Origin of the sequence: Flavobacterium sp. FlaQc-52 (assembly GCF_044007495.1) — a bacterium.
Lineage (GTDB): Bacteria > Bacteroidota > Bacteroidia > Flavobacteriales > Flavobacteriaceae > Flavobacterium > Flavobacterium cupriresistens.
In genome coordinates this window covers 63,697-87,854 of record NZ_JBIPCV010000012.1, presented here as the reverse complement: position 1 = coordinate 87,854, position 24,158 = coordinate 63,697, and the positions used below count along the sequence as shown (strand labels likewise).

Genomic DNA, 24,158 nt, shown 5'->3' with positions numbered 1-24,158 from the left:
TTATTTTAAAGATTTATTTCCGATATATTATGTCAAAAACAGCTACATTAGAAGTAGATGGTAAGAAAATTGAACTTCCGGTAATCACTGGGAGTGAAAATGAGTCTGCTGTCGATATTAACAAATTACGTGATTTAACTGGCTTCATTACGCTTGACCCAGGATATAAAAATTCAGGATCTTGTACAAGTGAGATTACTTTCTTGGATGGAGAACTTGGGATTTTGCGTTACAGAGGATATTCAATCGAAGATTTAGCTGAAAAAGCAAGTTTCCCTGAAGTATCTTATCTTTTAATTTTTGGTGAATTACCAACAGCCCAACAATTAGCTCAATTTGATGCTGATATTAAAAAGCATACTTTGGTTAACGAAGAAATGAAGAACATCATTGACGGTTTTCCAAAAACGGCTCATCCAATGGGAGTTTTGTCTGCTTTGACAAGTGCTTTAACCGCCTTTAATCCAAAAGCTGTAAATGTAGAGAACGAAAAAGAAATGTACGAAGCTATCTGTAAAACTATAGCTAAGTTTCTTGTAATCGCTACATGGACGTATAGAAAAACAATGGGGTATCCATTGAACTATTATGACAATACACAAGGGTATGTAGAGAACTTTATGCAATTAATGTTTAAATTGCCTACAGGACCTTACGCTGCAAACCCTATTATTGTTAATGCATTAGACAAATTATTTATCTTACACGGAGATCACGAGCAAAACTGTTCAACCTCTACGGTAAGAATGGTTGGTTCTTCTCATGCAGGATTGTTTGCTTCAATCTCTGCAGGTGTTTCTGCGCTTTGGGGACCACTTCACGGTGGTGCTAACCAGGCAGTTCTTGAAATGCTGGAAGAAATTAACAAAGACGGTGGAGACACTGATAAATTCATGGCTAAAGCCAAAGATAAAAATGATCCTTTCCGTTTAATGGGATTTGGTCATAGAGTTTACAAAAACTTTGATCCAAGAGCAAGAATCATCAAAAAAGCAGCTAAAGAAGTATTAGAAACTTTAGGTGTTGAAGATCCGATTTTAGAGATCGCGAAAAAATTAGAGGCAGCAGCTTTAGAAGATGAATACTTCAAATCAAGAAATTTATATCCAAACGTTGATTTCTACTCTGGAATTATATACAGAGCCTTAGGGATTCCAACAGATATGTTTACCGTGATGTTTGCTATTGGTAGATTACCAGGTTGGATTGCGCAATGGAAAGAAATGCGTGAGAATAAAGAACCAATCGGAAGACCAAGACAAATATACACTGGGCACCCGTTGAGAGACTTTAAGTCAAATAAATAAAAACATTTTAAAGCTTCACCTAACTGTGAAGCTTTTTTTATCTTTGTTCAAAATACAATAAAGTTATGTTGCAATTAAATGTAAAGAACGAAACGTCAAGATTACGTGCTGTAGTTTTGGGTTCAGCGGTTCATAATGGGCCAACTCCATCCTTAGATGAGGCTTATGATCCTAAATCATTGGAACATATTAAAGCAGGAACCTACCCTCTTGAAAAAGATATGGTTGTTGAAATGGATGCTTTTAATGCTGTTTTTCAAAAATATGATGTAACGGTTTATCGTCCTGAGATGATAGAAAATTACAATCAAATTTTTGCGAGAGATATAGGGTTTGTTATTGATGATACTTTCGTGAAATCTAATATTTTACCGGATAGAGAGCGAGAATTAGATGCGATTCAATATGTAATCGACCAAATGAATACTTTAAAGGTGGTTCGTCCACCGGAAGAAGTTCATATCGAAGGTGGTGATGTGATGCTTTGGAACGATCATATTTTTATAGGAACCTATAAAGGCAGTGATTACAAAGATTATATTACAGCTCGTACCAATATGGAGGGTGTAAATTATATTAAAGAATTATTCCCAAACAAAATTGTTAAAGAGTTTGATCTGGTTAAATCTAAATTAGAAGCCAGAGATAATGCTTTGCATTTGGACTGTTGCTTTCAACCTGTTGGAAAAGACAAAGGGATTATTTACAAACGAGGTTTTCGTGAAGAAGCAGATTATTTGTATTTGGTAAACCTTTTTGGAAAAGAGAATTTATTTCATATCGAAAGAGACGAAATGTATCATATGTTTTCTAACGTATTTTCTATTGATACTGATGTAGTGGTTTCAGAAAAAAACTTTACCCGCTTAAACAATTGGTTGCGTGCAAATGGTTTTACAGTTGAAGAAATTCCATATGCTGAAATTGCGAAACAAGAGGGATTGTTAAGATGTTCGACTTTACCATTAATTAGAGATTAAAAAGTAGTTTCAAGTTTCAGGTTTCAAGTTCACGACAACTTGAAACCTGAAACCTGAAACAAAAAAAATATTAAAACATGAAACAAACAACGAATGCAATTGTAATGATTCGCCCTGTTGCTTTTAGAATGAATGAGCAAACGGCTGTCAATAATTATTATCAAAAAGTTTTGGACGGACTTTTACCGAGTACAGTAAATGCAAAAGCACAACAGGAATTTGATGTTTTTGTTGAGAAGTTGAGAGCTGTAGGGGTTGATGTTACCGTTATAGAAGATACTTTAGAAACAGATACTCCGGATAGTATTTTTCCAAATAACTGGGTTTCGTTTCACGAAAACGGAGACGTGGCTTTATATCCAATGTTTGCAGAAAATCGTCGTCAGGAGCGTCGTGAAGATATTTTAGATACACTTGAAGACAAAGGTTTTGAAATTGCCAATATAATGGATTATACCTCGGCAGAAGAAGACGGTATTTTTCTTGAAGGCACCGGAAGTTTGCTTTTAGATCGTGCCAACGGAAAAGCCTATTGTGCTTTGTCTCCGAGAGCTGATGAAGAATTGTTTATCGAATTCTGTGAAGACTTTGATTATGCTCCGGTAATTTTTGAAGCTTTTCAGACCGTTGATGGGGAACGTAAATTAATTTATCACACCAACGTAATGATGTGCTTGGGTGAAACTTTCGCTGTTATTTGTGCGGATTGCATCGATGATAAAAAAGAACGCAAAATGGTTCTGGAGAATCTAAAAGCAGATAACAAAGAAGTTATTTTGATTACAGAAGCTCAGGTAAATAATTTTGCTGGTAATATGCTAGAAGTTAGAGGAGCCGATGATAAGAAATATATTGTTATGAGTGCTTCGGCTCATCAGAGTTTAACACCAAAACAAATTACGCAGTTAGAAGCTCATGCTGAAATTTTAAGTTCAAGCTTAGATACAATCGAAGCGTGCGGTGGCGGAAGTGCAAGATGTATGATGGCAGAGGTGTTCTTGCCAAGAAGTTAAATTTTATAATTTTCAATAAAAAAATTCCAAATTCCAAAAGCTGAATAGTACAGTTTGGAATTTGGAATTTTGTGTTTGTGGATTAATCGTTAAGCTTAATTTGACTTGTAAACTTCAGGATTATATAATTCCATGTAGAATTCAGGATTGGGTAATTTTGTAAAATTGTATTTTTCGTAAAGCCATTCAGCTGTAGATGTCAATAAAATCCAACGGCGTAAACCTTGTAAATTAGGATGGTTCATTACTTGTTCCATCAAAGCTTTAGAAAGTCCTCTTCCTCGATATTCTTCCAATACATAAATGTCGCCCAAATACCCAATAGTAGCAAAATCTGAAATTACCCTTGCAAAACCAATTTGTATATTTTTATAGAATAATCCAAAATTTAGAGAATTTTCAATAGAAGTTTTCATGGTCTCAAAAGGAATACCATCACTCCACCCGGATTTTTTTGATAAGAAATCATGAATGGCATGAAGATCCAATTTGTTTTTATTGGTTGTAATAGTGAAATCTCCAAAAGAGAAATTAATTTCTTTCATTTTTTTTCGGCTAGAATTAAAGTAAACAACAGATTTACATCAAATTTCCTTTTACAATATTGATAATCGAACTCACGATATATTGAATTCCGATAGAGATTACAATAAAGCCAACAATTCTAGAAATCGCAACAATTCCCGAAGCACCTAAAATTCTGGCAAGATAATGAGCACTTTTTAGTATCGCAAAAATCGCTATTGCAATGGCTGCAATAGCCAAAGTCGAAATAATAATTTCATTCATTTCATGATGCTCCTGATAAAAAGCAATTAATAAAGACATAGAACCCGGACCGGCGAGCATCGGAATTGCCAAAGGAGTCAAGGCAATGTCGTTTCGTTGTTGTGCCTCGTTTTCAATCTTTTTGTTAATACCTCTTTTCTTGTTGAATTTTCCAGAGAGCAAAGAGAAACCTGAATTTACGATTACAATTCCACCGGCAATTCGTAGCGCATCAATACTAATTCCGAAGAAAGTCAATACGTATTGACCAATGAAGTAGGAAACTAATAAAATGATAAAAACGTTGATCGCCGTCCATAGTGAAATCCTGGAACGTTCTTTTTGAGAATCGTGCTGTGTCAGTCCAACAAAAATTGGTACGGTACCGATTGGGTTTAGAACCGAGAAAAGAGCAGCAAATAAATAAATGAATAAATCCATATTGTTTGGGTTAGTAGGGTAAAAATAGTCTTTTTTTAATATTTAAGTGTAAATTTATGGTGAGATATTGCTTTTTTATTGTTGTTAAGTCTATGCTAAATTACCTGAATTTAGCTCGTACTTTTTGATTACTTTTGTACGATATTTAAAAATGATGAAAAATAAAAAAACTTTAGTTCTGGGAGCAACTACAAAACCGGAGCGTTATGCTTTTAGAGCTATAAATGCATTAGTTGAAAAAGGACACACCGTTTTGGCAATAGGTCAAAATACAGGCGAAGTTGCCGGGGTGAAAATTTATACAAAAGCGATTCCTGTTAAAAATATTGATACTATTACATTGTATTTGAATCCGGCACGTCAGCGTGATTATTATAATTATATTGTTGAAGCACAACCAAAGAGGGTGATTTTCAACCCTGGTTCTGAGAATCCGGAGTTGTATCAATTATTGGAACTGAATAATATTAAAGCAGAAGTTGCTTGTACATTGGTTTTATTAGCTACAAATCAATATTAATTCACTTTTTCGATACCGATTGATTTTTGGTGCCTCAAGGCCGCTAAATTATTAAAAACAGTATTTTTGTCGTCATGGAATTTTCATCAAAACTAATAGAAAAAGCAGTCAACGAAATGTCGCAATTGCCAGGGATTGGTAAACGTACGGCATTGCGCTTGGTCTTGCATTTATTAAAACAGCCTAAAGAACAAACCGGTTTTTTATCTCAGGCATTGTTAAACATGCGAGAGGATATTAAATTTTGCAAAAGCTGTCATAATATTTCAGATACTAAAGTTTGTGAAATTTGTGCTAATGTGGCAAGAAACCATGAGTTGATTTGTGTCGTTGAAGATATTCGCGATGTAATGGCTATTGAGAATACGGGGCAGTACAAAGGGATTTATCATGTTTTAGGAGGGAAAATTTCCCCGATTGAAGGTGTTGGACCCAGTCAGCTAAATATTACAACTTTAGTAGAAAAAGTAAAATCAGGGAAAGTAACAGAACTTATTTTTGCGCTAAGTTCAACCATGGAGGGTGATACAACGAATTTTTATATCTACAAGCAAATAGGAGGATACGATATCATAGTTTCTACAATTGCACGAGGGATTTCTGTTGGAGACGAATTAGAATACGCAGACGAAGTTACACTCGGAAGAAGTATTTTGCACCGCGTCCCGTTTGAAAAAACTTTCAAAAACAACTAAATAGAGTCAATAAAAAGCTAGATTTCCTGAAGATTAAAGGAAAAGCTATATTTGCGGATAAAATATTAATAATGACAAAGAAAAGTTTTTATATATTACTATTAATTAGTACAGTATTTACATCTTGTATTCCTGTAAAAGATCTGGTGTATTTGCAGGATAAAAATACTTCGGGAGAACAAAATACAGTTGCTGCCGTTGAATCTAAGCCTTATAGATTGCAGGTAAATGATGTTATAAGTGTTGATATTAAAGCAATAGATCCTAAATTAGTTTCCATTTTTAATAAAAATGATGGTGCTGCAGCGGCGTCTGGGAAATCAGAAGCAGCTTTGTATTTTGATGGTTTTACAGTTGATGATCATGGAAATATAAGAATGCCAATTTTAGGAGAGCTAAATGTTATCGGATATACGCTTGAAGAAGTACGAGTGATGATTGAAAAAAAATTACTTGAAGAATATTTTAAAAGTGAGGCCAATATTTTTGTAACAGTAAAATTGGCAGGTTTCAGATATACAATAAATGGTGAAGTAGGGAGCGTAGGGACTAAGACATTATTTCAACCGCATGTAAATATTATGGAGGCTATTGCAAATGCAGGAGATATTACGACAGTTGGAAACAGAAAGGCAGTAACGGTAATTCGTCAAACCCCGACAGGAGTTCAGATGCATGACATTGATCTTACTGATGCCAATGTGATGAAATCGCCTTATTATTACTTACAGCCTAACGATTATATTTATGTGAAGCCTCTAAGGCAAAAAACATGGGGGACTGGGCAGACAGGAATACAGTCTATAGGTACTGTTATTACTTTGTTGTCATTGGCAACGACAGTTTATTTGATTCTTAAAAATTAAAACTCAGTTCAAAAGATGTTAGATATAAAAGATTTTTCGATTTTTGAGAATCATTCGAATTTTGATTTTAAAGGACTTTTATTAAAAATTATAAGTTATTGGAAGTGGTTTCTGGTGAGTTTAATAATTGCGTTTGCAATAGCCCATCAGGTAAATATTCGTAAAGAAAAAATTTACGCCATGCAAACCATGATTTCTATTAAAGAAGAAAGCAATCCGTTTTTTACTTCGAATACCAGTTTGGTTTTTAATTGGGGTGGGATTTCTGATCAGGTAAATGGAATTTCTACCATCTTGAAGTCAAGATCACATAATGAATTGGTGGTTGACAAATTGCAGTTTTATATCGATTATCTTTCGCAAGGGAAATACAATTTGGTTGATTCTTATGGCGAAGTACCTTTTTATTTGAATATTGATAAATCAAAAGGGCAGCTTGCCAATACTCTTATCGGGGTTAAATTTATAAGTGAAAATGTATATGAAATCAGAATTTTATTTGAAAATAATTCTGTTTCGGTATTAAATTATTCGACTAATTCTTATGCTAATACGGCGGTTCAGCCTATGGAGTTTGTTAAAAGATATAAAGTCGGAGAACAAGTTTCACTTCCTTTCCTAAATTGGAAATTGCAAATAAATGACAATCCGGGGCTCTATAAAGGAAATGAGTACTTCGTTAGATTTAATGATTTTGACGGTACAGTGTCTAATTACAGAGGAATAAATGTTAGTTCTGATGATAAAGGAGGTTCGTTGTTAACTTTGTCATTGCAGGGTACGAACAAAGCCAGAATGGTTGATTATTTGAACTCAACAGTAAGGATGTTGATTAAAATTCAGCTTGATGGTAAAAATCAATTTGCAAACAACACGATCCGATTTATAGATAGTACTCTTGTTGCGATGGAGTCTCAGTTGAAAGAAAACGGCAACGAGCTAAAAACGTTCAGAAAGGACAAGAATATCTACGAAATTGAGGGTGGAGGTGTTAAGTTTTCAGATAAAATAATGGATTTCGATGTTGAGAGAGATTTGATTTCCAGAAAAATAGCCTATTATAATTCTTTAAAAACATATCTAAATAATAGTGTAGACTACTCTCGTTTGCCTGCTCCTTCTGTTGCAGGAATTGAGGACCCGAATATTATTACGAATGTTTCAAAACTTATCGCGCTCTCTGCACAAAGGTCAGAAATGGCGTATGCGGTAAAAAGTGATAAGATTTTCAAGGATTTTGATAATCAAATGAATGCTGTTAAAGGTGTTCTGTTGGAAAATATTACAAGTGCAAAATCATCCTTGTTGTATGACCTGTCAATGATAAATGCTAAAATTGGTCAGGCAGAAAGTACGGTTAAACGACTTCCTGAGGAACAGCAGGAGTTGTTGAAGATTAAGAGAAAATACGATTTAAATGATAATATTTATACGGAGTTTTTGCAGAAACGAAATGAAGCAGAAATTGTAAAAGCATCTAATTTATCAGACATTCATTTTATTGATCCTGCAAAAGATATAGGTGGAGATTTGGTAGGCCCCAAAACTTCTGCCAATTATGTTTTGGCTTTGTTTCTGGGGATGTTGGTTCCTTTGTTGTTTGTTTTTGTAATTTTCTTCGTTAATAATTCAATTCAGAATGTTGAGGACATAAGTAAATTAACGCAGATTCCTCTTATTGGGGTAATTGGGGTTGATAAAGAAAATATGAGCTTGGCGGTTTTTGACAGACCAAAATCGGCGCTTTCAGAATCTTTTAGGGCTGTTCGTTCTTCGTTACAGTTTTTGTATAAAAAACAACGTGTTAGCGGCGCAAAAACATTAATGATTACTTCGTCGGTAAGTGGTGAAGGAAAAACATTTTGCTCCATAAACATTGCGACAGTTTTTGCTTTAAGTGAAAAGAAAACGGTGATTGTCGGTTTGGATTTGAGAAAACCGAGGTTGGCTGATGAATTTAATTTGACTAAGAATGTGGGTGTAGTTAATTATTTGATTAAACAAAAAAGTTTAAGTGAAATAACAAATCCAACACAGATACCAAATCTTGATGTTATTTTGTCAGGCCCAATCCCTCCTAATCCTTCCGAACTTATTTTAAGTGAAGCGATGAAAGAGCTAATAGATGAGTTAAAGCAAGAATACGATTATATTATTTTAGATACGCCTCCCGTTGGTTTAGTTTCTGATGCTTTAGAGTTGGCTCAGTATGCTGATGTTACTTTATATATTGTAAGGCAGAACTATACCAAAAAAGATATGATCACGTTGTTGAATAACAGAGTGAAAAGAGGAGAGCTTAACAATGCAAGTATCGTTTTAAATGGATATGAAAATAAAGCCAAGTATGGTTCTGGGTACGGATATGGTGCCTATTCTAACGGCTATTATGAAGAAAGAGAAAAAGAAGGTGTTGTGAAATCTCTTTTAAACAAATTCAATAAAAAATAATTTGAAGCATATGGAAGTATCGGTTCAATACAAAATTTTAATTACAGGAGGTGCTGGTTTTATTGGTTCAAATTTGTGTGAACACTTTTTAAAATCAGGTCACAAGGTGGTTTGTTTAGATAACTTTGCGACAGGACATCGCCATAACCTGAAAGATTGTATGGAGAACCCCAATTTTAAATTGATTGAGGGTGATATTCGCACCATAGCCGATTGCGTCGCTGCAGTTGATGGAGTTGATTATGTTTTGCATCAGGCCGCTCTAGGTTCTGTTCCAAGATCTATAAACGATCCGATAACTACTAACGATGTTAATGTGTCGGGTTTTTTAAATATGTTGACAGCGTCCCGCGATGCTAAAGTAAAGCGATTTATATATGCGGCAAGTTCCTCTACCTATGGAGATTCTGAAGGATTGCCAAAAGTAGAAGAGGTTATCGGTAAACCCTTGTCTCCATACGCTATTACAAAATATGTAAATGAATTATATGCTGAAATTTTCAGTAAAACCTATGGTTTGGAAACGATTGGATTGCGCTATTTTAATGTTTTTGGACGAAAACAAGATCCTAATGGCGCCTATGCAGCTGTAATTCCTAAGTTTGTGATGCAGTTTATGAATTATGAAAGTCCGGTTATAAATGGTGACGGAAATTATTCACGTGATTTCACTTATATTGACAATGTGATTCAGATGAACGAATTGGCGATGTTAAGTCAAAATCCGGAAGCAGTAAATACAGTTTACAATACGGCATTTGGAGATCGGAATACTTTGAATGACTTGACAGGATATTTGAAAAAATACTTAAGTGAATTGGATTCAAAAATTGCTGATGTAGAAGTTGTTTACGGTCAAAATAGAGCAGGAGATATTCCGCATTCGTTAGCTAGTATTGCTAAGGCCAAAAAAATGCTGGGATATGATCCGAAATATTCATTACAAGAAGGATTAAAAGAAGCTGTCAGCTGGTACTGGAGCAATTTGAAATAAAGTCAAAGATTAAGATATTAAATTAAATTAAATGGAAGTAACAAAAATTTGTTGCATTGGTGCAGGTTATGTTGGAGGTCCGACGATGGCAGTAATTGCTCAAAAATGTCCACATATTCAAGTGACTGTTGTTGATTTGAACGAACAAAGAATTAAAGATTGGAACGATCCAAATACTGATAATATTCCGATTTACGAACCGGGACTTTCCGAAATTGTGGCGGAGGCAAGAGGAAGAAACCTTTTCTTCTCAACCGAAGTAGAAAAAGCGATTGATGAAGCTCAGGTGATTTTTATATCAGTAAATACGCCAACAAAAACCTACGGAAAAGGAAAAGGGATGGCAGCTGATTTGAAATATATTGAATTATGTGCCAGACAGATTGCAAAAGTGGCAAAAGAAAATAAAATTGTAGTTGAGAAATCGACTTTGCCGGTACGTACTGCAGAAGCCATAAAAAGTATTTTAGATAATACCGGAAACGGAGTTCAATTTCAGATCTTGTCTAATCCTGAATTTTTAGCAGAAGGAACTGCTGTTACAGATTTATTAAATCCGGACCGAATTCTAATTGGTGGCGACACCACTCCTGAAGGAGAAGTGGCTATTAAGGCCTTAGTAGATGTATATGCCAACTGGGTTAGTAAGGATAAAATTCTGACTACAAATGTGTGGTCTTCAGAATTGTCTAAACTTACAGCGAATGCCTTTTTAGCGCAACGCATTTCATCTATAAATGCAATGTCTGAACTTTGTGAAAAAACAGGTGCTGATGTAAACGAGGTGGCAAGAGCGATAGGAATGGACAGTAGAATTGGACCAAAATTTTTAAAAGCTTCCGTTGGTTTTGGTGGATCTTGCTTTCAAAAAGATATTTTGAATTTAGTTTATATTGCAAAAACATACGGATTGAATGAAGTGGCGGACTACTGGGAACAGGTTATTATTATGAATGATCATCAGAAGCGAAGATTTTCAAATAAGATCGTTCAGACTTTATACAATACGGTTGCTGATAAGAAAATTACCTTTTTGGGCTGGGCATTCAAAAAAGATACCAATGATACCCGTGAGTCTGCAGCAATATATGTAGCTGATGATTTGATTAACGAACAGGCGAAAATTGCTGTTTACGATCCTAAAGTTTCAAGGACTAAAATGCTTGCGGATTTAAATTATTTAGAAACAAGAGCAGTTGAAGAAAATAATAAGGCAGTTTTAACGTTTGATAATCCTTATGATGCCTGCAAAGACGCCCATGCGATTGCAATTCTTACCGAATGGGATGAATTTACAACATACGATTGGCAAAAAATTTATGATGCAATGCACAAACCAGCATTCGTCTTTGATGGTAGAAATATATTAAATGCACAAGAGTTAGAGTCTATTGGGTTTGTTTATAACGGAATTGGTTCATAGTCGATTATTAGTCTTGATTTAAAATTTGGCAGAAAGCGAATAAAGCGATAGAATTAAAAATTTTATTTCATTATAAAAGAGATATGAATTGGTACGTAGTTTATACTAAGCCCAAATGGGAAAAGAAGGTTGCAGAGCGGCTAAATCAAATCGGAATCGAATGTTATTGTCCGGTAATTACTCAGATAAAGCAATGGTCGGATAGAAAGAAAAAAATTGAAGTACCTCTTTTTAATTCCTATGTATTTGTTCAATTACCAGATATGGATCGAAATGCTGTTTTTCAGGTCGCTGGTGTAATTCGCTATTTGTTTTGGCTTGGAAAACCGGCAATTGTTAAAGACGAAGAAATAGCTATAATAAAAAAGGGTCTTTCGGATTCAAATGTAAGCGATGTTTCGGTAACGGCATTTCAAGTTGGAGATCGTATAAAGTTAGAATCCGGGGTTTTCAGTAGTCAAAATGCAATTGTTCAGGAAATTTCTAATACCCATTATATTTTGGTGTTGGAATCTTTAGGTTGTGTTTTGAAAATTAAGTACAAGTAGTATATTTTATGTACGAAATTAAAATATAAATTAATTGAGAGTGAAATTCGTTTTTGGTGTTTTTCATTCTCTTTTTTTTGCAAATAAAATGGCACAGCTTTGATTTGTAAAGGTTTGTGTTTATAGGTTTTTTTGTTTTTAAGTCTGCAAAAAAACGTATTGAATTAATTGACTTAATGTGTTATATTTGCCAAAAATGATTTTTCCAAATTCTGTGTCGATTACTGTGACAGGGAACGGCGTAGCCGTGAATTTTACGGACTAAATCGTATAAAAAAGAAAACAATTTGAATGAGAATATAAAAATAGCGGTTATCGGTCTGGGCTATGTCGGACTACCTTTAGCAAGGTTGTTTGCCACCAAGTATGCTGTTATCGGTTTTGATATTAATACATCAAGAGTAGATTCTTTAAAATCAGGATTTGATACTACACTGGAAGTGGATGATGTTACTTTGCAGAAAGTATTGGTAGATAATCCTAATGTTGAAATTGGACTGTACTGCACTACCTCTTTGACGGACATCGCAGATTGTAATTACTTTATAATAACAGTTCCAACACCAGTTGATAAAAATAACCGTCCGGATTTAACCCCATTGTATAAATCGAGTGAATCTGTTGGTAAAATACTGAAAAAAGGAGATATTGTTATTTATGAATCGACGGTTTATCCAGGCGTTACAGAAGAACAATGTGTACCTGTGTTGGAAAATGTTTCAGGTTTGAAATTTAATGAGGATTTTTTTGCAGGATATTCACCTGAAAGAATAAATCCCGGAGATAAAGAACACACGGTTGAGAAAATTCTGAAAGTAACTTCAGGATCAACTCCTGAAATTGGATTAAAAGTTGATGCACTATATAAATCTGTTATTACAGCAGGAACTCATTTAGCCCCTAGCATAAAAGTGGCAGAAGCCGCAAAAGTGATAGAAAACTCACAAAGGGATATTAATATCGCTTTTGTTAATGAATTAGCTAAGATATTCAACTTAATGAATATTGATACACAGGAAGTTCTGACTGCCGCTGCAACAAAATGGAATTTTTTACCTTTTAAACCAGGTTTGGTCGGAGGTCATTGTATAGGAGTAGATCCTTACTATTTGGCACAACGAGCACAGGAATTTGGGTATCATCCTGAAATAATTTTGGCAGGACGACGTTTAAATGACAGCATGGGAGAGTATATTGCTTCTCAAGTGGTTAAATTGATGATTAAAAAAGGGATTTCTGTAAATGGTGCCAATCTGTTAATGCTTGGAATTACATTTAAAGAAAATTGCCCTGACGTTCGAAATACTAAAATTGTAGATGTTATAAAAGCATTGAAAGAGTATGGAATAGCGGTAACGATATACGACCCGTTAGCAAGTATTGACGAGGTTAGAAAAGAATACAAGCTGACAACAGTAGATTCAATTCCAAAGGAGAAATTTGATGCTATTGTTTTAGGTGTCGCACACAAAGAATTTTTGAAACTGGATTTTTCCGGTTTGCAAAAATCAAATAGTTTAGTATATGATGTAAAAGGAGTTTTAGGTACTGTAGCCGATAATAGGTTGTAGTAAATAAAGTTTCTTTTTTAGTTTAAAAAAAATGGAAATAAGCAGTTCAATCATACATGTAATTTTGACTGGCGGAGTTGGGAGCAGATTATGGCCTTTGTCACGAAAAAGCCAACCCAAACAATATCTGGAGATATTTGAAGGGAAGTCTTTATTTGAAATGACGGTAGAAAGAAACAGTCATTTGGCTAATAAAGTTATGGTGGTGGGTAATGTTGATAATCACCACTTAAGCAGTAAAGTGATGGATAAGACCAAGACTGAATTTCTAAATATTGTAGAAGCTACCCCAAGAAATACGGCTGCAGCTATTGCTTTTGCGGCATTTGCATCTCATCCTGATGATGTATTAATTGTGACGCCCTCAGATCATATTATTGATAAGATGGAAGAGTATAATAAAGCCATACATGAAGCTATTTTAAAAGCAAATGAAGGTTATATCGTAACATTCGGAATTATTCCAACCAAACCGGAAACGGGATATGGTTATATTGAATCTAATGGAGATAAAGTGATTTCATTTCGTGAAAAACCAAATGAAACAACAGCTAAAAACTTTATAGCTAGAGGTAATTTTTTATGGAACAGTGGTATGTTCTGTTTTAAAGCAGGGGTTCTTTTAGATGAGCTAAAACAATTTCAACCTGATGTTTATGAAAAAGCAAAGATAGTTTGGGAATCGGGTAAGAATGGAGTACTTGATTTGGATTTGTCTTTAGAAATTCCATCCATTAGTATCGATTATGCTGTAATGGAACGAAGTAAAAAAATTAAAGTGGTTCCCGCTTCATTTTCCTGGTCCGATTTAGGATCTTTTGAATCTGTTTATGACTATTTGGTATCTAAAGGGCATCCTGTAGATAAAAATGGAAATATGGTTATAGGAAGCGAAAAATATACAGCATTCTTAGGATTAAAAAATACTATTTTTGTTTGTACGGATACTGCAAATCTACTATTGCAAAAAGAGAATTCACAAGACGTAAAAGACTTATACGGTGAATTAGAAAAAGCAAATTCACATTTATTAAATTAATTGAAAGCTAAAATGAAAAAAATTCTTATAACCGGTGGTGCTGGTTTCATTGGGTCACATGTTGTAAGACGTTTTGTAAATAAATATCCGGAATATCAGATTTATAATTTAGACGCATTGACTTATGCCGGCAATCTTGAAAATATTAAGGATGTTGAAAATCAATCTAATTATACTTTTATAAAAGGTGATATTGTTGATGAAATTTTTATAAAAGAACTTTTTTCTGCACATAATTTTGATGGCATTTTGCATTTGGCAGCCGAATCCCATGTGGATCGTTCTATTGAAGATCCTTTAGCTTTTGTGAAAACAAATGTTATTGGAACGATGAATTTGTTAAACGCTGCAAAGAATCAATGGAAGGATGATTTTCAAGAGAAACGTTTCTACCATATTAGTACAGATGAAGTTTATGGCTCTTTAGGCAGCGACGGACTTTTTACAGAAACTACTCCCTATGCGCCTAATTCTCCTTATTCAGCTTCAAAAGCAAGCTCAGATCACTTTGTCAGAGCATATGGAGAAACGTATGGATTGCCATATGTTTTAACAAATTGTTCAAATAATTACGGATCCTATCATTTTCCTGAAAAATTAATCCCACTTTTTATCAATAATATTATAAATAATAAGCCTTTGCCAGTTTATGGTGATGGGAATTATACCCGTGATTGGTTGTTTGTAGAAGATCATTCAATTGCGATAGATTTAGTTTTTCATGAAGGAAAAAATCATGAGACTTATAATATTGGTGGCTTCAACGAATGGAAGAATATAGATTTGGTCAAATTATTATGCCAGATTATGGATCAAAAGTTAGGAAGGGACGAAGGGACTTCTCAGAAATTGATTACTTATGTTAAAGACAGACCGGGGCATGATTTGCGTTATGCAATAGATGCCTCAAAAATTAACCAAGAACTTGGTTGGAAACCATCTGTAACTTTTGAAGAAGGTTTAGAGAGAACAATTAATTGGTACCTTAACAATGGAGAATGGTTGCAAAATGTAACTTCAGGTTCCTACAAAGAGTATTATAAGAAACAATATTCCTAAATTTTACAGATAAATTATTTAGGTCAAAATTATATTCAATATGAAAAAGCTAACATATATACTTTCTCTTTTTTTTGTTCTTTTAATGTCTTTTAGTGCAAATGCTCAGGATATTTTTAAATCTAGAGATTTAAGCACTATAAAAGTAGATTATTTGTCTGATGATGACTTAGGTAAGATCAGTGCACAATTAAAAAGCAACAATATGACTATCGATCAGGCTGAATCTATGGCACTATCGAGAGGTATGAGTCAAGAAGAGTTTGATAAGTTAAAAATCAGATTAAATAATTTCTCAAAGACATCTGATACTGCCGACAATAAATCCAATCAAAGTAAGAATAATAAAACGCAATTCGGAAGAAATCAGGAAGTGATTACAAATGTTAAAGTTAAAGACTCGATAAATGCTTTAATTTTTGGTTCTGAATTATTTGATAATCCGACTTTAAATTTTGAGCCTGATTTAAAATTAGCAACTCCAATGAATTATATCCTAGGACCTGGAGATGAATTGCAAATTAGCGTTTATGGTGTTCAGGAGTTTAATGCCAGTATACCAGTAAGTGTTGAAGGGAAAGTTAGTATCCAGTATGTAGGTCAAATTGCGGTTTCCGGTATATCAGTTGAAGCAGCAACACAAAAAATCAAATCGGCAATTGCAAAAGTCTATAGTACAGTTCGATCAGGACAGTCAAAAGTTAGTGTTAGTTTAGATAAAATACGTACTATAAAGATAACGGTTGTTGGAGGTAAGCAACCGGGTAATTACTCTATTTCATCCTTAGCAACTGTTTATAATGCCCTACATTTAGCAGGAGGTCCAGGTAAAAACGGCAGCTATAGAAACATCGAATTGATTAGAAATAATAAAGTTTTTAGAAATATTGATATTTATAGATTTTTAGTAAAAGGAGATCAATCTGATAATGTAAGTTTAAAGGATAATGATGTTATTAGAATTCCGGCTTATAGTCAAAGGGTAACAGTTCAGGGAGAGGTCAAGCGTCCAGGGATTTTTGAAATAAAAAAGGGAGAAACTTTTTCAGACTTATTGAATTTTGCTTCAGGATTTAATGAATATGCTTATACGGCTTCAGTAAATGTGGTGCAGAAAACAGGGAAAGAGTTCAAAGTTCATGATATAAATGAAAGCGAATTTGGTAGCTACAATCCTAAATCAGGAGATGTTTTCAGAGTAACGAAAATTTTAGGTCGATTTGAAAACCGTATTAAAATAGAAGGTGCAGTTTTTAGACCAGATTATTATTCCTTTAATGAAGGGATGAGAATTTCGGATTTGATTACTAGAGCTGAAGGACTAAAAGAGGATGCTTATAGTAAAAGAGCCAGAATCATACGTTTAAAACCTGATTTGACTACAGAGATTGTTAATGTAGATATAAGTGCTGCTTTGTCAGGTGATTTAAAAGCGGATTTAGAATTAAAAAGAGAAGATGTATTAACTGTCTATTCTATTTTGGATTTCAGAGAAGAGTATAAAGTTACTATAGATGGAGAAGTGAAAAATCCAGGCGTATATGATTATTTTGAAAATCTAACGTTGAATGATTTAATTGTTCAGGTTGGAGGTTTGACCGGTTCGGCCTCTAAGAGAGTAGAGATTGCAAGAATGATAAAATCGGACACGATAAAGGATACGGATATGAAGCGTATCGAATTAATGCAGCTTGATATAACAGAAGATAATAATGAGCAAGTCAAAAATTTTCTTTTAAGGCCTTTTGATGTAGTTAATATTCGAAGAGTGGCTGTTTATGAAAAGCCTCAAATGATTACTATTAGCGGTGCTGTAACATATCCTGGTAAGTACGTTTTGGCTAATAAAAAAGAAAAAGTGTATAATTTAATCATGAGAGCTGGAGGATTAACATCTATTGCTAATATAGAAGGTATGAAAATCAGAAGGCCGATTAAGCAGGATGAAATAGCTAAGATAGAAAGCGTAGATTTAAATTTATCTAAAACGGATACGATAAATGAAGATTTAGTAGAAAAGTTGAAAAATGAGGTGAAGTTTTCTACAATTCCTATCGACTGGGAAAAAATTATTAAAAATACGGATCATTATTCTAATGTGACCTTATTCCCAGATGATGAAATCATAGTAACGGATTATAATGAAGGAGTAAAAGTGACAGGAAATGTCTTGTTGACTTCTGAGATTCCTTATAGAAGTGGGAAAGGGTTTAAATATTATATAAATTCTGTTGGTGGAGTAGATAATAAAGGTTGGAAGAAGAAGGCCTATATAATTTATCCTAATGGTAAAGCCGATGTTACAAAATCATTTTTATTTTTTAGATCATACCCAAAAGTTTTGCCAGACTCACAGATTATTGTTCCAGAAAAACCTGAAGGAAATAAAATGTCTACCGGGGAGTGGGTGAGTATAGGTAGTGTAATAACAAGCTTGGCTTTGTTGATTGTAACAGCTTTTAAATAAATAATAGAATTTTAGCATGGATAATAAACCTGAAATTAATGATGAAATTTCATTACAAGAGATACTTGAAAAAGCTAGAGATTGGTATTTTTATTTATTGTCAAAATGGAAAATAATCGCATTGGCAGGAGTTTTGGGAGCAATTGGAGGACTGACATATTCAGTTGTTAAAAAGCCAATATATACTGCTAGTTTATCATTTGCTTTGGAAGATGAAAAGTCTGGCGGAGGAGGTTTAGGTGGAGCATTGGGACTTGCAAGTTCATTAGGAATAGATGTTGGCGGCGGCGGTGGAAGCATTTTTACAGGAGCAAATTTAACAGAACTGTTGAAATCAAGGACGATGGTGGAGCAGACCTTGCTAACACCTGTCTCAACGCCAAAAGGTAAGGTTATTTCTTTGGCGGAAATGTATGTTCAGAACAATGGTTGGCGAGACAAATGGGCAGACAATCCCAAGTTAGCTTCCGTAGAGTTTCTGCCTAATAGCAAACGAAAGTATTTTTCGCGGGTACATGATAGTATCTTAGGAGCAATTTATGAAAATTTATCTGGTAAAGGATTAGTAATAGGACAGAAAGACAAGAAAATTGCAATTGTTACAATAGATATGTCATCTACAAATGAATTGTTTTCTAAATATTTTGCGGAAGCCTTAGCTAAAGAAGTTTCAGATTTTTATATCAGTACAAAGAGTAAGAAAGCGCGTATAAATATGGCTGTTTTAAACAAACAAACAGATTCAATACGAGCAGAACTCAACGGTGCAATTACCGGAGTAGCAGTAGCAGAGGATAATACATTTAATTTAAATCCTGCATTAAATGTTCGTCGTACTCCTTCGGCAAGAAGACAGGTAGATGTACAGGCAAATACCGCTATTTTGACAGAACTTGTTAAACAATCTGAATTAGCTAAAGTAACATTAAGAAAAGAAACACCCTTAATTCAGATTATTGATAAGCCAATTTTGCCTTTGAAAAAAGACAAATTGGGTAAGTTTAAAGGGATGCTAATTGGATCTTTTCTTTTTGGATTCATTTGTGTTTTGTTCCTTATGAGCAAAAAGTATATTAGAGAATCCCTTTCTTCATAGTTGATTGTTTAGCTATGTTTCATTTAATTTAAAGCAAGAATAGTATTAAGATGAAGATTAAAAATTTAATCATATTTGGCACAAGACCGGAAGCAATCAAAATGGCGCCTTTGGTAAAAGAATTTCAGAAAAACACTAATGATTTCGAAACTAAAGTTTGTGTAACTGCACAGCACAGGGAAATGTTAGATCAAGTATTGGAGTTTTTTAAGATTATTCCCGATTATGATTTAGATTTAATGAAAGCAAATCAAAATTTATATTCTTTAACTGCAGATATTATTACGGAGTTAAAAATTGTTTTAGAGGATTTTAAACCAGATTATGTTTATGTCCATGGAGATACAACTACTACTATGGCGGCTAGTATTGCGGCCTTTTACTCCGGGGCAAAAGTTTGTCATGTAGAAGCAGGTTTACGCACGCATAATAAACGATCTCCATTTCCTGAAGAAATTAATCGACAGGTAACCGGTCGCATTGCAGATTTTCATTTCGCTCCTACAACAGCCTCCCAAAATAATTTATTAGCAGAAAATGTTAATGAGAAAAGCATATTAGTAACAGGAAATACGGTTATAGATGCTTTATTGGAAAGCGTATCTATAGTTGACACTGTTGAGAATGAGGAAATCGACTATCTAAAAAATATTGTTGATTTTTCGAGAAAAATAATTTTAGTGACAGGTCACCGACGTGAAAATCATGGACAAGGATTTATCGATATTTGTGCAGCTTTAAAAGAAATTGCGTTGCAGCATCCAGATGTTCAAATCATTTATCCGGTACATTTGAATCCAAACGTAAAAGGGCCAGTTTATGATATTTTGTCAAATGTTTCTAATATTCAGCTGATAAATCCTTTAGCATATCCTGCTTTTGTTTGGTTAATGAAACAGTCCTATTTGATTATTACCGATTCTGGTGGTGTACAGGAAGAAGCACCTAGTTTAGGCAAGCCCGTTTTGGTAATGCGTGACACTACAGAAAGACCGGAAGCAGTTGATGCAGGAACAGTAATTTTAGTAGGGACTAATAAAGAGAAAATTGTCTCAGAAGCAAATCAGTTATTAATAGATAATGAGCGCTATCAAAATATGAGTGCTCTGCATAACCCATATGGAGATGGTAAGGCTTGCCAAAGAATAGTAGAATTCATACGAACAAATTAAATATGAAAACTTCTTCTTCGGGCCATCTTGGAAAAAATTTGTTTCGAGAAACATTAATTTATTCTATTGGAAGTTTTGGTTCAAAAATATTATCTTTTTTATTACTTCCTTTTTATACCTTTTTACTCACTAAGAAGGATTTAGGAGAGTATGACATATTTATCACAACAATAACATTGTTTGTTCCCTTGGTTTCCTTGCAAATATCAGATGCAGTATATCGATGGTTGATTGATAAAGATAGAGAAGACGAAGTATTGAAAGCACAAATAATATCCAATACAATGATTGCATTTGGTATTGGTTTTTTGTTTTTTTCGATCTGTTTTCTAGTTTATTGCAGTTTTGAAACTTTTCAATATAAAGGATGTTTCTTTGCGCTAATGTTCTTGAATTGCTTATTACCGATTCTGCAAAGTATATTAAGAGGAGAAGGAAATACTAAAAAATTTGCTTTAAATGGTCTTATCACCACATTTTTAGTAATTGTTTTCAATGTGTTTTTTATATACATATTGCGTTTAAAAGTAGAAGGTATTTTGCTTGCTAATATTGTTGCTTATGCAATTGCCTGTCTGTTGATACTTTTTCAGATTAAGATTTTTAAATATTTTTCTTTTCGAAAATTTGATAAAAAATTATTGAAAGAAATGTGTAATTATTCACTTCCTCTTATTCCTAATTTGATGAGTTGGTGGGTAATAGGGTCTGCAAGTAAGTTTATTATTCTTCATTATTTAGGAGCTGAAGCGAACGGTATTTATGCAATATCTTCAAGATTTCCATCGATCATAGTAATCATAAATTCGATTTTTGTTTTACCAATTCAAGATGCTTTTCTTAAGAAGGATACTAAAATGGAAGATTTTAGTAAATTGTTAGTTTACTTCATGAAAATAGAATTTAGTATAATTGCTGTTCTAATTGCCGGCGCACCGATCTATACAAAATACGTTGTGAATAGTGAGTTTTATGAATCCTGGAAATACATGTCCTTTTTGTATCTGGGAGTTGGTTTTAATACTATTGCTGCATTGATTAGTCTTGTTTATCAAAAAAGTAGAAGTACTTTAAAGATAACTTTTACTACGGTAATTGGGGGATTAGTTTCTGTTGGTTTAGGTTTTCTACTGGTTGAACGATGGGGCTTATACGGTATATCAATTTCCTATTTTTTTGGTTTTTTTATTATATATTTATTGAGATATTTCGATTTAAAAAAAGAATTAAACCTCATAATAAATGAGTTTTATTATATATTATCTCTCGTTCTTATGGTTGCTTTGATTACTTTAATGAGTATTTTGGAATTTCAATTTCAGCTGCTTTTATTCGTTTTGGTACTAATTTTAATCTTGTTTATTAATAAAAGTTTAATATTAAAATTTTTAAAAAGATGATCATAAAAAGAATATATGAATTTTACCAGAATATTAGATTAAAGCGATTGTTACGTGGTTTGAAACATATTGGAGCTAATAATAAAATTAGTTCTTCTACATTAATTTATTATCCGGATAGAGTATCGCTAGGGAGTTACATATATATCGGACCTAATGCGGAAATTAATGGTTTAGGCGGAATAGAAATAGGGAATGGAGTGATTATAGGTCCCAATTTAGTGGTGCATTCGGCAAATCATTGTTTTAAAAATTCAAAATATATTCCCTACGATGAAACCTTTGATTTTAGAAAAGTAACAATTGAGGAGAATGTTTGGATAGGAGGGAATGTAATAATAACCCCAGGAAGTACTATTGGCGAAGGATGTATAATTGGGGCTGGAGCAGTTGTTGCCGGATCAATTCCTGCTCTTTCAATCGTTGTAGGAAACCCTTGTAAAGTTATTAAAAGTAGAGATTCGGAACATTATTACAGATTAAAGAGTGAGAATAAAATTTATCTTAAAGAAAAAATAGAAAAGAACCTAAAGCCAGATATAAATTTAAATTTTCATATATAAATTTGAATTACGCGAATAATAATTCATTTGTAGAATTAAAGTTGTATAAAAATATATTGCGCTAAAATTAATTATGAGTTTCAATTATTTAAAATTAACTTATTTACTACTATAAAATGGATTTTATAAAATTACGATTGCCAGTTTTTTTGTTATTTAGTTTCCTTTTTTGCTTTTCTTGTGCAGATGATGATTTTCAAGAGGTAAAGCCGATTTTTAATTTTGAAACTACTACGGGAGTTGAGAATGTTGACGTAGCTAAAGAATATGATGTTGTGGTTTATGGAGGAACAGCCGCAGGTATTGTAGCAGCTGCAGAGGTTGTAAAATCTGGTAAAACAGTTCTTTTAATCAAACCTTCAAATACAGCTCTTGGAGGGATGACTACTAATGGACTCGGAATTACAGATGTGGTGAATACAAATACATTAGGAGGTCTAACAAGAGATTTTTATAAATCAATAAAAGAATATTATAGTGATTCTCGAAATTGGTTTGTTGGTAATTCAGGAAATTATGCCAGATACTCATTTGATGGAGATGTAATGATTTGGTTTGAACCAAAGGCAGCCAAGTATATTCTTCGTGATTTTATTGTTAAAAATAATGTCCCAATTTTGCATAACGAAAGACTTGATTTATCTGAGGGGGTTAAGAAAAATGCACAAAATGCAATAGTTTCCATAAAGATGGAGTCTGGTTTAGTGATAAGAGGTAAAATGTTTATTGATGCAAGTTATGAAGGAGATCTAATGGCTAAGTCAGGTGTTTCTTATACTTATGGTAGAGAAAGTAACAGTCAATATAACGAAATAAATAATGGAGTGCAGAGGGTTCCTCACAATGATCGAAACCAGTTACCGGATGGAATAAAAAAGTATAGTTTGGGAGGTTCTTTGAGTTTACCTGGTAATGGAACAGGAGATAGAAAAATTCAGGCCTATTGTTATAGAATGTGCCTTACCAACGTTAGAGGTAATCGTATAGCAATCCCAAAACCAGTTGATTATAATGAAGATGATTATAACATATTATTTGAGTATCTTAAGACTTATGAAGGGAATACTTTTTTTGATTTAATGCCGTTACCTAATGGTAAAACAGATTCAAATAATTTTGGACCAGTTTCAACGGATTATGTTGGTAAAAACTATAATTATCCGGAAGGAAATTATGAGGAAAGAGAAAGTATTATAGCAGATCATAAACGTTATCAGATTGGGTTATTGTGGACTTTAGCAAATAGCCCGAGAGTACCGGAAAGAATTCGTGATTTTTATAAAGAATGGGGTTTGCCAAAGGATGAGTTCGTTGAGAGTAATAATTGGCCAAATCAACTTTATGTTAGAGAAGGCAGGAGGATGATCGGGGAGTACGTTATGACAGAAAGAAACTGTAATGGTCAGATAAAAGCGGAAAGAAGTATTTCAGTAGGGGATTATCCAATGGACTCTCACATTGTTCAACGCCATATTGATAATAATGAAAATGTTAAAAATGAAGGTCAGCTGATGGCAAGAACACCTAAGCCATATCCAATTGACTATCGCTCTATTGTTCCTAAAAGAACAGAATGTACAAATTTGTTTGTTCCCGTTTGTTTGTCAGCTACGCATATTGCATTGGGTTCTATTAGAATGGAACCGGTTTATATGTCGTTGGGTCAAGCTTCTGCGATCGCCGCTGTATTGGCTTTAAACAAAGGCACAACGGTACAAAATTTGCCATACGAGAATTTAAGAAATGAGTTATTGGATAAAAAACTCATATTGCAATAATATATTT

The 24,158-nt window shown here is 33.6% G+C and carries 21 protein-coding genes; 19 read left to right on the top strand and 2 right to left on the bottom strand.

The genetic code is table 11. The annotated features are described in order from the left end of the window. Positions 1–29: 29 nt before the first annotated feature. From ACHRV5_RS18210 to ctlX, 3 genes are all read left to right on the top strand, one after another. Entirely contained in the window at positions 30–1,307 is a 1,278-nt protein-coding gene (locus ACHRV5_RS18210; RefSeq protein WP_047774286.1) for a citrate synthase, read from the top strand. Between the two features lie 65 nt (positions 1,308–1,372). Next, positions 1,373–2,287, top strand: coding sequence for a dimethylarginine dimethylaminohydrolase family protein (locus tag ACHRV5_RS18205; RefSeq protein WP_395427728.1), 915 nt, complete (start codon positions 1,373–1,375; stop codon positions 2,285–2,287). A gap of 77 nt (positions 2,288–2,364) precedes the next feature. Continuing rightward, the gene (ctlX, locus tag ACHRV5_RS18200; RefSeq protein ID WP_395427727.1) at positions 2,365–3,300 is read left to right on the top strand and encodes a citrulline utilization hydrolase CtlX; all 936 of its coding nucleotides are present in this window, start codon (positions 2,365–2,367) and stop codon (positions 3,298–3,300) included. Between the two features lie 95 nt (positions 3,301–3,395). Here the strand turns inward: ctlX and ACHRV5_RS18195 are convergent, their stop codons facing one another. Beyond that, positions 3,396–3,845, bottom strand: a complete 450-nt coding sequence (locus ACHRV5_RS18195; protein ID WP_395427726.1) for a GNAT family N-acetyltransferase — start codon at positions 3,843–3,845, stop codon at positions 3,396–3,398. 34 nt (positions 3,846–3,879) lie between these two features. Beyond that, a complete protein-coding gene (locus tag ACHRV5_RS18190; RefSeq protein WP_047774278.1) occupies positions 3,880–4,509 on the bottom strand; it encodes a MarC family NAAT transporter in 630 nt (209 codons plus the stop codon). 154 nt (positions 4,510–4,663) lie between these two features. Between ACHRV5_RS18190 and ACHRV5_RS18185 the strand changes: the two genes are divergently transcribed. From ACHRV5_RS18185 to ACHRV5_RS18110, 16 genes are all read left to right on the top strand, one after another. Beyond that, positions 4,664–5,029, top strand: a complete 366-nt coding sequence (locus ACHRV5_RS18185) for a CoA-binding protein (protein ID WP_047774276.1) — start codon at positions 4,664–4,666, stop codon at positions 5,027–5,029. Positions 5,030–5,103: 74 nt separating this feature from the next. After that, positions 5,104–5,724 carry a recombination mediator RecR gene (gene recR, locus ACHRV5_RS18180; RefSeq protein ID WP_047774274.1) on the top strand — a complete coding sequence of 207 codons (621 nt, stop codon included), beginning with the start codon at positions 5,104–5,106 and terminating at the stop codon, positions 5,722–5,724. 71 nt (positions 5,725–5,795) lie between these two features. Then, the gene (locus ACHRV5_RS18175) at positions 5,796–6,590 is read left to right on the top strand and encodes a polysaccharide biosynthesis/export family protein (protein WP_395427725.1); all 795 of its coding nucleotides are present in this window, start codon (positions 5,796–5,798) and stop codon (positions 6,588–6,590) included. 15 nt (positions 6,591–6,605) lie between these two features. Next, positions 6,606–9,041 carry a polysaccharide biosynthesis tyrosine autokinase gene (locus tag ACHRV5_RS18170; protein WP_395427724.1) on the top strand — a complete coding sequence of 812 codons (2,436 nt, stop codon included), beginning with the start codon at positions 6,606–6,608 and terminating at the stop codon, positions 9,039–9,041. A 10-nt stretch (positions 9,042–9,051) separates the two neighbouring features. Continuing rightward, complete coding sequence (locus tag ACHRV5_RS18165) at positions 9,052–10,035, top strand: SDR family oxidoreductase (RefSeq protein WP_395427723.1); 984 nt, start codon at positions 9,052–9,054, stop codon at positions 10,033–10,035. 31 nt (positions 10,036–10,066) lie between these two features. Further along, positions 10,067–11,458: a UDP-glucose 6-dehydrogenase gene (locus ACHRV5_RS18160; RefSeq protein WP_395427722.1), complete on the top strand. Its 1,392-nt coding sequence runs from the start codon at positions 10,067–10,069 to the stop codon at positions 11,456–11,458. Between the two features lie 83 nt (positions 11,459–11,541). Further along, positions 11,542–12,006: a UpxY family transcription antiterminator gene (locus tag ACHRV5_RS18155; RefSeq protein WP_395427721.1), complete on the top strand. Its 465-nt coding sequence runs from the start codon at positions 11,542–11,544 to the stop codon at positions 12,004–12,006. A 287-nt stretch (positions 12,007–12,293) separates the two neighbouring features. Further along, on the top strand, positions 12,294–13,577 hold the full coding sequence (locus ACHRV5_RS18150; RefSeq protein WP_230003367.1) for a nucleotide sugar dehydrogenase: 1,284 nt from the start codon (positions 12,294–12,296) through the stop codon (positions 13,575–13,577). Positions 13,578–13,608: 31 nt separating this feature from the next. Next, positions 13,609–14,616 (top strand): mannose-1-phosphate guanylyltransferase, encoded by a 1,008-nt coding sequence (locus tag ACHRV5_RS18145; protein WP_395427720.1) that lies wholly within the window; start codon positions 13,609–13,611, stop codon positions 14,614–14,616. A 12-nt stretch (positions 14,617–14,628) separates the two neighbouring features. Next, on the top strand, positions 14,629–15,675 hold the full coding sequence (rfbB, locus tag ACHRV5_RS18140) for a dTDP-glucose 4,6-dehydratase (protein WP_395427719.1): 1,047 nt from the start codon (positions 14,629–14,631) through the stop codon (positions 15,673–15,675). Between the two features lie 40 nt (positions 15,676–15,715). Then, positions 15,716–18,142: an SLBB domain-containing protein gene (locus ACHRV5_RS18135; protein ID WP_395427718.1), complete on the top strand. Its 2,427-nt coding sequence runs from the start codon at positions 15,716–15,718 to the stop codon at positions 18,140–18,142. 16 nt (positions 18,143–18,158) lie between these two features. Further along, the gene (locus ACHRV5_RS18130; protein WP_395427717.1) at positions 18,159–19,238 is read left to right on the top strand and encodes a Wzz/FepE/Etk N-terminal domain-containing protein; all 1,080 of its coding nucleotides are present in this window, start codon (positions 18,159–18,161) and stop codon (positions 19,236–19,238) included. A 50-nt stretch (positions 19,239–19,288) separates the two neighbouring features. Beyond that, a complete protein-coding gene (gene wecB / locus ACHRV5_RS18125; RefSeq protein ID WP_395427716.1) occupies positions 19,289–20,410 on the top strand; it encodes a non-hydrolyzing UDP-N-acetylglucosamine 2-epimerase in 1,122 nt (373 codons plus the stop codon). Positions 20,411–20,412: 2 nt separating this feature from the next. Next, positions 20,413–21,810 carry a lipopolysaccharide biosynthesis protein gene (locus tag ACHRV5_RS18120; protein WP_395427715.1) on the top strand — a complete coding sequence of 466 codons (1,398 nt, stop codon included), beginning with the start codon at positions 20,413–20,415 and terminating at the stop codon, positions 21,808–21,810. Continuing rightward, complete coding sequence (locus ACHRV5_RS18115; protein WP_395427714.1) at positions 21,807–22,373, top strand: acyltransferase; 567 nt, start codon at positions 21,807–21,809, stop codon at positions 22,371–22,373. Before ACHRV5_RS18120 ends, ACHRV5_RS18115 begins: the two co-directional genes overlap by 4 nt. A gap of 116 nt (positions 22,374–22,489) precedes the next feature. Further along, the gene (locus tag ACHRV5_RS18110) at positions 22,490–24,151 is read left to right on the top strand and encodes an FAD-dependent oxidoreductase (protein ID WP_395427713.1); all 1,662 of its coding nucleotides are present in this window, start codon (positions 22,490–22,492) and stop codon (positions 24,149–24,151) included. Positions 24,152–24,158 lie beyond the last annotated feature (7 nt).